Genomic DNA, 12,027 nt, shown 5'->3' on the forward strand with positions numbered 1-12,027 from the left:
GACATTAGGAGAGTGACATGACCGGACAGGGCAGCGGCAGTCGTCCGCACCAGCACTACCTGCCCGCGATGGGGCGGCAGTGGTTGCTGCCGATCTACGACCCGTTCAGCCGGCTCGTCGGCGTGGGGAGGATGCACCAGCAGTTGCTCGACCGGGCCGAGATCCGGCCCGGCCAGCGTGTGTTGGAGATTGGCTGCGGCACCGGCAACCTGCTGCGGGCGCTGCTGCGCCGGCAGCCGGACGTCGATGCCGTCGGCATCGACCCGGACCAGGGCGCGCTGCGGCTGGCCCAGCGCAAGGCCGCCCGCGCCAAGCTGCCGATCCGCTACGAGGTCGCCTTCGCCGGCGACCTGCCGCTGCCCGACGCCAGCGTCGACCGGGTGCTGTCCGCGCTCATGATGCACCACCTGTCCGATGAGGAACGGGGCCGCGCGCTGCGGGAGGTCCGCCGGGTGCTGCGCCCCGGCGGTCAGCTGCACGTCGTCGACATCGACGGTACGGCCCCGGGCCACGGGTCCGGATGTCTGCACAACGACCCCCGGTTGGTGGCCAGCCGGCCCGAGCGGGTGCTGGCCGCGCTGGCCGAGGCCGGCCTTACCGGCGGTACGGAGAACGGCCGCAGCCGCGGTCGACTCGGTCGAATCGCCAGCTTCGTCTTCTACCGCGCCATGGGCCCGACGGAGCGTGGCAAATAGGGCCGGCGGCGCGGTAGCACCCTGCCCAGGCGCCAAGTGGGTCGCGCCAGTCAGGCATTTTGCCCCCATGATCACTTAACGTTCTGCTGGGCGCCACGCCGATGCTCTCCCAGCTGCAGGTTGAGTGATCATGCTGAACCACAGTCGGCGGGTGAGACGTGCGGTGTTCGTCTGCCGGACAACTCGGCGCAGCGCGCTGGAAAGACTTATATCGATCTAATGATTGGCATGAGTGGATCACGCCCCCACCGCTGCCATCACACACCCGACGACCACCAGACAGGCCAGATACCGTACGGCCAGATCGACCCCGCCTCGCACCCGGCCGGTGGCCTCGGACGCAGATCGATGCTGGCCGCCGCCGGCGGCATGCTGATGCTCGCCGCCGTCCCCGGCACCGCGCGGGCCGCCACCGCGATGACAGCCGGTGCGACGTCGGCCGGCGCGACGGCGGTGGCCGCACCCGGCGCCTCCCGGGCGTCGCGGATCAGCCAGGGGACCACCCTGGTCCACGCCGACCTGCACAACCACACCGTCATGTCCGACGGGGACGGCAGCGCCGACGACGCGTTCGCCTCGATGCGCGAGGCCGGGCTCGACGTCGCCGCGCTCACCGACCACGCGACGATGTTCGCCATCAGCGGGCTCAGCCAGTCCGAGTGGCGGGCCACCGGAGACCTCGCCAACGCGGCCGACGACCCCGGTCAGTTCACCGCGATCCGTGGCTTCGAGTGGTCGCACCCGTTGCAGGGTCACATCAACGTGTGGAACACCTCGGACTTCGCCGACCTGCTGCGGGCCGGCAGCCCCGGCAGCCTTTACCGGTGGCTGACCGGTCGGCCCGGCGGCCTGGCCAGCTTCAACCACCCGGGCCGGGAGATCGGCCGGTTCGACAACTTCTCGTACGACGCCTCGGCGCGGCAGCAGCTCGTCGGCCTGGAGATGTTCAACCGGACCGACGACTACCTGTTCGAGGGCTGGTCGTCCTGGGTGGCATCGCCGCTGGTGGCCTGCCTCAACGCCGGCTGGCGGCCCGGTCTGACCGGGGTCACCGACGAGCACGGCACCACTTGGGGCTTCCACGAAGGCAAGGGCCGAAGCGGTCTGTGGGTCGCCGAGAACACCCGCGCGGCGGTGTTCGAGGCGATGGCGGCCCGCCGCTGTTTCGCCACCCGGGTGTCCGGCCTGCGGCTCGACGCGGCCGCCAACGGCGTACGGATGGGAGGGGTCCTCGGTCTGGCCGCCGGTGACGTCCGGTTCCAGGTGGACCTGGACCGGGGAGCGGTCTGGGACGGCAAGCCGCTGCGGATCCAGGTGCTGCGTCCCGGGACGTCGGTGCCGACCGTCGTCGACGTCGTCGACACCGTCTCCGGGTCGGTCGCCGACTTCACGGTGCCGCTCGACGTCGCCGACGGCGACTGGATCGTGCTGCGGGTCTCCGACCCGGAGCTGGCCAACCCGACGCCCGGCCCGGCCGGGCACCCGTGCAACGACTTCGGGGTGGCGTACAGCAGTCCATGGTGGCTGCAGCCCTGATCAGAGGTTGCGGAGGCAACGTCGGTAGGCACCCGGACCAGTTTGAGGGATAGCCCCTATGTAGAGGACCGAGTATGGTCCACGTATGACTGAGCGTGTCCGGGTCACCACCAGCGTGGCTCAGGTGTTGGCGGTACTACTCGACGATCCGCAGGCCGGCCGGTACGGCCTGGAACTCATGCAGGCCACCGGCCAGCCCAGCGGCACCTTGTATCCGATCCTGGCCCGGCTGCAGGAGGCGGGCTGGCTACGGGCCGACTGGGAGGACATCGACCCCAGCAGAGAAGGACGGCCTGCCCGGCGCTACCACCGCCTGACGCCGGAGGGGGCGGTGGCGGCCCGCGCCGAGCTCGCCGCCCTGCGGGCGAAACTGCGCCCGCGCGGCGCCGGTGGCACCCGGGCCGCCGACGCCGCGACCTTCACGTCGGCGCCGGGGTGGTGAGCACCTTGACGCAGCGGATCGCCGATTGGCTGCTGGCCGTGGCGGCACGGCGTTGGCCGGCACACCTGCGCGAGGAGATGAGCCGGGAGTGGGCCGGCGAGTTGTACGCACTCGGCCATGAGGAAAGCGCTGTCGCTGCGCTGCGGAAGTGGCGGCAGCTCCGCTTCGCGGCCAGTCTCGCGCTCGCCCGCCCACCGGGTGCGGATCCGGTACCGCTGCCCCGGCTGCCCAGACCCTCACCCACCCAGATACACGCGGGATGGCTGTTCCTTGCGCCGCTGTTCGTGCTGGTCACGGCAGCGATGGCGGTGTCCTCCCTGGCCTGGCCGACCGACGCGGTGGCGCGTACACCGATGGCCTCGGTCATTACCTTCTTCGTCGTGAGCTATGTGGCTTACATCCTTATCGCGGCAGTCGTCGGCACGCTGTTGGCCCGGCGGCTGCTGCGACGACGTGCCGGCCGGCCGGTCAGCCCGGCAGGCTGTGGGTGGGCGACCCTACCCGTGACAGCCGGCCTGCTCACCCTCGATGTGCTGGCCCGTAGTGCGAACAGGGTCTGGGACGGCTCCTGGTTCGCCGTCGTCGTGGCACTGTGTCTGTCGGTGCTGCTCCCGCCGGTGGCGGCGGGCGTCGCGGCGCTGTCCCGCCGCAGGCGTCTGGTGTCGGCCGTCGGCCTGGCCGTGCTGGCCGCTCCCGCCCTGATGCTGGTCAGCGCCTACACGATGGTGCTGGTGGCACCCCAGACACCGGCCGAAGCGGCGGGTCAGCCCTGGTGGTGGCTCACCAATCTGGTACGCGAACCGATCCTGCTGTTGACGTACGACGCCTTCGACACCTCGTTGCCGATAGAGGCTGCCCTGGCGATCCTGCCCAATCTGACCCTCGTCTCGGTGGTGCTTGCCCTGGCCCACGCGATCAGACTCGCCCGGCCGATCGAGGCCGCCGCGACCAGCACGTCGACGGCACCCGATCCCGGCCGGGGCATCCCCGGTCAGCGTGGGTCCGAACGGATCAGCCCGACCGTGACCAGCCCGACCGTGACCAGCACAGGTTTGACCAGCCAGACCCCGGCTGTCGCACGTGGCCCGTGGTGGCACCGCACCGCCCTCGCCGGTGCGGTCTACTCGGTCCTGGCCTGGGCGGTCACCTTGGCCTACCTGACCCCCAACATCGGGGTACAGAACTCCTGGACGGGCCCTCTACCGAACGGCTCATGGCCGTCCTCGGAGCCCGCCGGCTGGCAGGGGTGGTCGACCCAGGAGGGGCGGGTGTGGATGCACGAGTTGCAACTGTGCGGCATCGTGTGTGCCGCGCTGTGCCTGTTGTGCGCCGCCGCCTACCGAGGCCGACCACTGCGACCGACGCTTGCCGGCTCGGTCGTACTGCTGGGAGTCAACATGGTGGTGGTGCGCGGCGGTTGGGCGGATGCTCGGCTGCTGCCCTGGCTCGCTGCGGGTGGGCTCGTTGTCGGCATCGTGGTCTGGGCGGCTTCGACCCGTCCGGCCATGACCAGACGGCCGCCCGCGCGACCACGTCGCCTCGTCGTCACCATCACGGTGCTGGCCGCGTTCCTCGTCCCGGGCGGCTTCCTGGCCCGGCTCTACATCGTGCCCGGGGTATCGGCTCCCCCGTCCCTGCTGCTGGTCGCGGTGGGCCTGCCCACCGTACTGACGGTGATCGCCGTCATGGGTGTCCTGGCCACGTCGAGGCGCCGGCCGCGCCGGCCGTTCTGGCGGCTGCCAACCGCTCTCGCCCTCACCACGGCAGTCGGTGGTGTCCTCTTCTTCCAGTACACGCCCGAACCCACTTTGAACGGGCAACGTCCTTTGATCGATTTCCTGGTCGTCACCCTGCCCGTAGCCTTCGCGGTCCCCGCAGCGGCCTGGGCCGTCGTCGGGATACACAGCCGGTCATCCTCCCCGCGACGCGTCGGCCTGCACCTGCTTCTCACCGTGCCACTGTTGATCGTCGGGTTCCTCATCACGCCCGGCACGGTCTTTGCCGCACTTGCCCTGTCCCGGCTCGCGCTCTTCCCGATGGAGTACGGGCGAGCCTACGACGGCATCACCTACCTGCCCGGCGCGATCGCCGTCGGGCTGCTGCTCGGATACGTCGCCGCCACCCGCCTCGACCGCGCTCGGTCGGCACCGGCAACCGCGCCGGACACCCACGACAGCCTGGCACCCGCTCAGCATCCGTCGGCCTGAATCGGGCGCTGATGCCCGGTCAGGACCTGCTGCGGATCGGCGGGCCTCCGGCCGGGGGTAACGACGACGCCGGCCCGGGTTGTCGTCCGCCACCTCGACGCAGTGTCACGCCATCGGTTCGGGGTTGATGCCACAGGTGCATTTTGATGCACCTGTGGCATCAACTCTGCGGAGACACCTTGGGTTCCCGAGCCGTGTGCCCGGCGCGGCGCGACTCAGGCGAGGCGTCGCCGTCCACGACGGTGATCACGACGTTGCCGACCTTGTGCCCGCTGTCGACGTATCGGTGGGCCTCGACAATCTCGGCCAACGGGTAGCTGCGGTCGATGACGACCCGGAGCCGGCCGTCGCCGAGCAGGTCCCGCAGCGCGGCCAGGGCGGCGTGCTTGCGTACCGACATGCCGGTCCGGATCCGCCGGCCGCCGGCGACGGCCGTGCCGGCCGCCAGCAGGCTGTTCGTCATCAGCCCGGTCGTCGGCAGGTAGCAGCCCCGCCGGGTGAGCACCGGCCGGCACCGGGCGAACGAGCTGCGACCGACGGTGTCGAAGACCACGTCGTAGCGTTCGCCGCTGGCGCTGAAATCCTCGGCGGTGTAGTCGAACACCCGGTGTGCGCCGAGCGAGCCGACCAGTTCGGCGTTGCGGCCGCTGCACACGCCGTGCACCTCGGCGCCAAAATGCTTCGCGAGCTGGACAGCGTACGTGCCGATGCTGCCGGAGGCACCGACGACCAGCACCTTCTGACCGGGACGCAGGTCGGCCAGGTCGTGCAGGAAGTGCCAGGCGGTGGTGAAGCCGTCGACGGTCGCAGCCGCCTGCGGATACGTCACGTTCGCCGGCATCGTCGTCATCGACGCCCGCTCCGGCAGGCACTTGTACTCGGCGTTCGCCCCGACGCCGAAGCCGGTGAAGCCGAAGACCCGGTCGCCGACCCGGAACCGGTTGGCCGCCGGCCCGGTCGCGGTGACCTCGCCGGCGAACTCCAGCCCGAGCACCCGGATCCCCTTGCGGGGGCGCCGCAGACCGATGATCGCCCGACCCCACCGGGGCTCACCCCGGCGCATCCCGCACTCGGCGGACGTCACAGTGGTGGCGTGCACCCGGACCAGCACCTGGTCGCCACGGGGCACGGGGGTCGGCAGGTCGACCTGGGTGAGTACGTCGGGCGGGCCGTACGCGTCGAACATCACCGCTCGCATGTGGCGATGATGGTGCAGGCACGCTGTGAGCGTGCTGAGAGGGAGCGGGACCACCTCCGATCACCAGGACAGCAGCGGTACCTGGCTGTCCGTACCGAGGTGTTCAGACGTTCGGCCAATCCCATGATCCGCCGGTGTCCGACCGCCGTACCCCGAGTTGCGACAGGTGCAGGACAACCCTATTGACCTGCGTAAACACCCCTGTGGCGACGAGGAAGGGCAGCAGGATCGTGACAGGACAGACAGCATCGACGGCGGCCTACCGGTCGCCGCGCGGGCGGCGGCGCCGCCCGCGCAACCGGCCGGGCTGGCTCCGGCTGCGGAACCTCTTCGTGGGCGGCGCGGCGGCGGCGGCGATCTCCGCCGGCGTCGTACTGGCGCCGACCGCGCAGGCGGCGGAGAGCCCGTTCGAGCGGGGACCGGCGCCGTCGGCGGCCAGCATCACGGCGGCCAACGGTCCGTTCGACATCGACGAGACGGTGGTACGTCGTTCCCAGGCCTCGGGCTTCGGGGGTGGGACCATCTTCTTCCCGACGTCGACCACGGAGGGCACCTTCGGCGGGGTGGTGATCGCGCCCGGTTTCACCGCCCGGCAGTCGTCGATGGCGTGGCTGGCGCCGAGGCTGGCGTCGCAGGGCTTCGTGGTGTTCAACATCGACACGAACACGACGACCGACCAGCCGGCCAGTCGGGGCCGGCAGATGCTGGCCGCGCTGGACTTCCTCACTCAGGACAGTCCGGTGCAGGACCGGGTTGATGCCGACCGGTTGGCAGTTATCGGACACTCGATGGGTGGGGGAGGAGCTCTGGAAGCGGCGGACGCCCGGCCGGAACTGCGGGCAGCCATCCCGTTGACCCCGTGGAACCTCACCAAGAACTGGTCCGACCTGCAGGTGCCGACGATGATCATCGGCGCAGAGCGGGACGGCATCGCTTCGGTACGGCGCCACTCGGAACGGTTCCACGCGAGCTTCCCGGACGACCTCGAGTCGGCGTATCTGGAACTGCGGGGTGCCAGCCACTTCGCGCCCAACATCCCGAATGCCACGATCGCCTCGTCCAGTGTCGCCTGGTTGAAGCGGTTCGTCGACGACGACCTGCGGTACGAGCAGTTCCTCTGCCCGTCGCCGGCCGACGACCGCGCCTTCTCCGAGTACATCGACAGCTGCCCGCTGCTCTGATTGGGTAGGACGTGCCGGACCCGGGGGCGGCCGGGAACGGCACGGTGCGCGAGGATGAGCAAGTGGAAGCTCTCAGACTCGTACTGCTCTACGCCCACCTGATCGGGTTCGCGTTGCTACTCGGTGGGGCTGTCGCCCAGTGGTTCAGCGGTCGCATCCGGATCAACCCGGCGATGCTCTGGGGCGCGGTGATCCAGGTCGTCACCGGCATCGGGCTGTCCGCGCCGTTGCGGGACGGCGCCGAGCCGGCCCCGGCGAAACTCGTTACCAAACTGGTGCTCGGGCTCGCCATCCTGGCGATGGTCTTCTTCTCCCGTAAGCGCGAATCGGTCAACAAGGGGCATTTCCTGGCGATCATCGTGCTGACGTTGGTCAACGCCGCCGTCGCCGTCTTCTGGCGCTGACGCCACGCCACCGTACCGCGACCGACCGTGCCGTCACCTGCCCCGGTCACGACCGGGTGAACCGCCGACGACCCGCTGCCGCCCCTTATAGGGTCGGCGGCGGGAGCGACCCTGCGGATCCGCGGGTGATCTCCCGCGCGGGAGAGTTACGCGAGGGTAACGGCGGCTCAACAGTCGTGCACGATTGTCGGCCGGTGGACGGGACCGCGCGTACGCTCCCGTCCAAAGTACGTCCGGTCCGACCGGCCGGGTGGGGACGCGATGCCGCGACAGTCTGCGGTGTGCAATGGAAGGAGACCGTCTTGCGCGCTACGCGTGGGATGCGGATCGTCTCGATGATCGCGGCGGGTGGGCTGGCGCTCACCGCTGCCGCGTGCGGCGAGGCACCCGATAACGAAGGCACGGACGGCACCGGTGGCGAGCCCACCGAGGCGTACAAGGCGTGCATGGTGACCGACGTCGGCGGCATCGACGACCGGTCCTTCAACGCCTCGGCCTGGGCCGGGATCGAGGCGGCGCAGAGCGAGAACGACGCGGTCGACGGCGACTACGTCGCCTCCAGCGCCGAGGCCGACTACGAGCCGAACCTGACCGGCTACGTCACCGGGGACTGCGACTTCATCCTCGCCGTCGGCGGCCTGATGCGCGACGCCACCATCGCGGTCGCCGAGGCCAACCCGGACCAGCAGTTCGGCATCGTCGACGCCACGACCGACCTGGCCAACGTCTACCCGATGCAGTTCGACACCGCCCAGGCCGCGTTCCTCGCCGGCTACCTGGCGGCCGGCTTCTCCGAGAGCGGCATCGTCGGCACCTACGGCGGCCTGCCGATCCCGCCGGTGACCATCTTCATGGACGGCTTCGTCGACGGCGTCGCCCACTACAACGAGGTCAAGAGCGCCGACGTGCAGGTGCTCGGCTGGGACAAGGCGACCCAGAACGGCTCGTTCACCAACGACTTCGTCAAGCAGGACGAGGGCAAGAAGGTCGGCGACAGCCTGGTCGCCCAGGGCGCCGACGTGATCATGCCGGTCGCCGGGGGCGCCGGGCTCGGCACCGCCGCTGCCGCGCAGGCCGCCGGTGGCGCGTACAGCGTGATCTGGGTCGACGTCGACGGCTGCCAGAGCGCCGAGCAGTACTGCGACACCTTCCTGACCACCGTGGTCAAGAACATCCCGGACGCGGTGAAGCAGGCCGTGCTGGCCGGCGCGAACGGCGACGAGCTCGCCGCCGACCCGGGCTACCTGGGGAACCTGGAGAACAACGGCGTCTCGCTGGCCCCGTACAACGAGTTCGACGACCGCGTCTCCGACGAGCTGAAGGCCGAGGTCGAGCAGCTCAAGGCGGACATCATCGCCGGCACCATCGAGGTCACCTCCGACGCGCAGCCGGAGTAGCCGGCGGCCGGCGTGCCGGGGCTGCCCCGGCACGCCCCGCGAGCGACACCCCGCCCCTGTCACCGGGGTCCACAGACCCCGGTGACAGGGGCGGCCTCAGCCATCGACCCCTCCGGGCACCCGCCGGTGGCCCGGAGTCTCCCCGGGAGGCTCCGCTGAGACTCGAACTGCGCGGCATCACCAAACGCTTCGGCGACCTGGTCGCCAACGACCACATCGACCTGACCGTCGAGCCCGGCGAGATCCACGCCCTGCTGGGCGAGAACGGCGCCGGCAAGTCGACCCTGATGAACGTCCTCTACGGGCTGCTGCAGCCGGACGAGGGCGAGATCCTGGTGGACGGCACCCCGATCAAGATCCGCAGCCCACGGGACGCCATCACCGCCGGCATCGGCATGGTGCACCAGCACTTCATGCTGGTGCCGGTGCTCACCGTGGCGGAGAACGTCATGCTCGGTGCCGAACGCACCCGGGGCGGGCTGCTCGGCTTCCTCGACCAGCGCCGGGCCCGCGCCGAGGTGGCCGACGTCTCGAACCGGTACGGCCTGGCGGTCGAGCCGGACGCGGTGATCGAGGACCTGCCGGTCGGCATCCAGCAGCGGGTGGAGATCGTCAAGGCGCTGACCCGCGACGTCGACCTGCTGATCCTCGACGAGCCGACCGCTGTGCTCACCCCGCAGGAGACCGAGGACCTGCTGACCGTGATGCGGTCGCTGAAGGCGGCCGGCAAGTCGATCGTCTTCATCACCCACAAGCTCGGCGAGGTGAAGGCGATCGCCGACCGGATCACGGTGATCCGGCGGGGCCGTACGGTCGCCACCGCCGAGCCGACCGCCAGCCGCGACGAGTTGGCCGCGCTGATGGTCGGCCGCAGCGTCAGCCTCACCGTGGACAAGTCCCCGGCGCAGCCGGGCGGGCCGGTGCTCGAGGTGGCCGGCCTGGTCGTCGACGACGAGCGCGGCGTGCGGGTGGTCGACGGGGTCGACCTGACCGTACGGGCCGGCGAGGTGCTCGGCATCGCCGGAGTGCAGGGCAACGGCCAGACCGAACTCGTCGAGACGATCATGGGTCTGCTGCCGGCGGCGGCCGGCACGGTCACCCTCAACGGCGAGCGCATCGACGGCTGGAGCACCAAACGGGTGCTCCGTGCCGGGGTCGGCTACGTGCCGGAGGACCGCAGCGTCGACGGCGTGGTCAAGGAGTTCACCGTCGCCGAGAATCTGGTGCTCGACCTGTACGACCAGCCGCCGTTCGGATCCGGTCTGGCGCTGCGGCCGGCGGCCATCGCCGCCTCCGCGACCGAGCGGATCGCCCAGTTCGACATCCGTACGTCCTCGGGTCAGGCGGCGGTCGGCACCCTGTCCGGCGGCAACCAGCAGAAGGTGATCGTGGCCCGGGAGCTGAGCCGGCCGCTGAAGCTGTTCATCGCCGCCCAGCCGACCCGGGGCGTCGACGTCGGCTCCATCGAGTTCATCCACGGCCGGATCGTCGACGAACGCGACGCCGGCACCGGCGTCCTGGTCGTCTCCAGCGAACTGGACGAGGTGATCGGGCTGGCCGACCGAATCGCGGTGATGTACCGCGGCCGGATCATCGCCGTGGTCGGACCGGACACCCCACGGGAACAGATCGGCCTGCTGATGGCCGGGGTCACCGGCGGGACCGAGCAAGAAGGGACGCAATGAGCAGCGACAACGGCTCGTCGGCCGGTTCGCCGGACAAGCCGCCCGCCGAAGCCGGTGACTCCCTCGGCCAGCGCTTCCTGCACAACCTGTGGGCCGCCAACACCGTCACCGTGACGGTGCTCGCCCTGCTGCTGGCCGTCGTCATCGGCGGCGTACTGATGATCATCTCCGACCCGGAGGTGCTCGCCACCTACACCTACTTTTTCGCCCGCCCGGGTGACGCGCTGTCCGCCAGCTGGACCCTGGTCAGCGAGGCGTACGCCAACCTGTTCAAGGGCTCGGTGATCGACCCGGCGGCGGTACGGTCCTTCTTCGCCGGGGACACCGAGTGGTCGACGGTGTTCCGGCCGATCTCCGAGACGCTGACCTACACCGCGCCGCTGGTCTTCACCGGGCTGTCGGTGGCGTTGGCCTTCCGGGGCGGCCTGTTCAACATCGGCGCTCAAGGGCAGGCGATCATCGGCGTCGTGGTGGCCGCGCTGGCCGGCTTCCTGCTGCCGCTGCCGCTGGTGCTGCACGTGGTCGTCGCGGTGCTGGCCGGGGCGCTCGGCGGCGCGCTGTGGGGCTTCTTCCCCGGTTTCCTCAAGGCCCGTACCGGCGCCCACGAGGTGATCACCACGATCATGCTCAACTACGTGGCGCTGTACTTCCTCACCTGGATCATCGTGCAGCCCGGGGTGCAGAACCCGGACCGGCCGGACGCGATCAGCCGGCCGGTGGACACCACCGCCCAGCTGCCCCGGCTGCTCGGCGACGGGCTGCGGGTGCACGCCGGCATCCTGCTGGCGGTCGTCGTCACCGCCGCCGTCGCGTGGCTGCTCAACCGGTCCACGTTCGGCTTCGAACTGCGCGCCGTCGGCGCCAACCCGGACGCCGCGCGGACCGCCGGGATCAGCGTCACCGGCACCTACGTACTGCTGATGGTGGTCGCCGGCGGGCTCGCCGGGCTGGGCGGCGCCAACATGGTGCTCGGCAGCACGGCGAACGCGTTGACCCCGCTGGTCGCGGCCCAGATCGGCTTCGACGGCATCCTGGTCGCCCTGCTCGGCCGGGTCAAACCGTGGGGTGTCGCGCTGGCGGCGCTGCTGTTCGGGGCGCTGCGGGCCGGTGGCAACGCGATGCAGTCGGGTTCCGGTATCTCACTGGAACTGGTCACCGTGCTCCAGGCGTTGATCGTCATCTTCATCGCCGCCCCCGCCCTGGTGAAGGCGATCTTCCAGCTCCGGGCGGCCCGGTCCGCCCGGTTGCAGACCAGCATGGCGAAGGGCTGGTGACCGCGTTG

10 protein-coding genes are annotated in these 12,027 nt (G+C 70.5%); 9 read left to right on the top strand and 1 reads right to left on the bottom strand.

The genetic code is table 11. The features are described 5' to 3' along the window. Positions 1–17: 17 nt before the first annotated feature. The 4 genes from O7553_RS02140 (at position 18) to O7553_RS02155 (ending at position 4,880) form a co-directional block, all read left to right on the top strand. The gene (locus O7553_RS02140) at positions 18–695 is read left to right on the top strand and encodes a class I SAM-dependent methyltransferase (RefSeq protein ID WP_281553217.1); all 678 of its coding nucleotides are present in this window, start codon (positions 18–20) and stop codon (positions 693–695) included. Positions 696–1,043: 348 nt separating this feature from the next. Then, positions 1,044–2,231, top strand: coding sequence for a CehA/McbA family metallohydrolase (locus O7553_RS02145; protein ID WP_281553218.1), 1,188 nt, complete (start codon positions 1,044–1,046; stop codon positions 2,229–2,231). An 85-nt stretch (positions 2,232–2,316) separates the two neighbouring features. Then, positions 2,317–2,673 (top strand): PadR family transcriptional regulator, encoded by a 357-nt coding sequence (locus O7553_RS02150; RefSeq protein ID WP_281553219.1) that lies wholly within the window; start codon positions 2,317–2,319, stop codon positions 2,671–2,673. Then, positions 2,670–4,880, top strand: coding sequence for a hypothetical protein (locus tag O7553_RS02155; protein WP_281553220.1), 2,211 nt, complete (start codon positions 2,670–2,672; stop codon positions 4,878–4,880). The genes O7553_RS02150 and O7553_RS02155 overlap by 4 nt, the downstream gene beginning before the upstream one ends. Before the next feature lie 160 nt (positions 4,881–5,040). Here the strand turns inward: O7553_RS02155 and O7553_RS02160 are convergent, their stop codons facing one another. Beyond that, on the bottom strand, positions 5,041–6,078 hold the full coding sequence (locus O7553_RS02160; RefSeq protein WP_281553221.1) for an NAD(P)-dependent alcohol dehydrogenase: 1,038 nt from the start codon (positions 6,076–6,078) through the stop codon (positions 5,041–5,043). 356 nt (positions 6,079–6,434) lie between these two features. Between O7553_RS02160 and O7553_RS02165 the strand changes: the two genes are divergently transcribed. The 5 genes from O7553_RS02165 to O7553_RS02185 all read left to right on the top strand — a co-directional run bounded on the left by O7553_RS02165 (position 6,435) and on the right by O7553_RS02185 (position 12,019). After that, on the top strand, positions 6,435–7,259 hold the full coding sequence (locus O7553_RS02165) for an alpha/beta hydrolase (protein WP_281555426.1): 825 nt from the start codon (positions 6,435–6,437) through the stop codon (positions 7,257–7,259). A gap of 62 nt (positions 7,260–7,321) precedes the next feature. Further along, positions 7,322–7,663 (top strand): hypothetical protein, encoded by a 342-nt coding sequence (locus O7553_RS02170; protein WP_281553222.1) that lies wholly within the window; start codon positions 7,322–7,324, stop codon positions 7,661–7,663. A gap of 320 nt (positions 7,664–7,983) precedes the next feature. Next, positions 7,984–9,060, top strand: a complete 1,077-nt coding sequence (locus O7553_RS02175) for a BMP family ABC transporter substrate-binding protein (RefSeq protein WP_281555427.1) — start codon at positions 7,984–7,986, stop codon at positions 9,058–9,060. Between the two features lie 215 nt (positions 9,061–9,275). Next, the gene (locus tag O7553_RS02180) at positions 9,276–10,745 is read left to right on the top strand and encodes an ABC transporter ATP-binding protein (RefSeq protein ID WP_348651196.1); all 1,470 of its coding nucleotides are present in this window, start codon (positions 9,276–9,278) and stop codon (positions 10,743–10,745) included. Beyond that, complete coding sequence (locus tag O7553_RS02185) at positions 10,742–12,019, top strand: ABC transporter permease (protein WP_281553223.1); 1,278 nt, start codon at positions 10,742–10,744, stop codon at positions 12,017–12,019. The genes O7553_RS02180 and O7553_RS02185 overlap by 4 nt, the downstream gene beginning before the upstream one ends. The last annotated feature ends 8 nt before the right edge of the window (positions 12,020–12,027 follow it).

Origin of the sequence: Solwaraspora sp. WMMA2059, from assembly GCF_027497315.1 — a bacterium.
Classification (GTDB): Bacteria; Actinomycetota; Actinomycetes; order Mycobacteriales; family Micromonosporaceae; genus Micromonospora_E.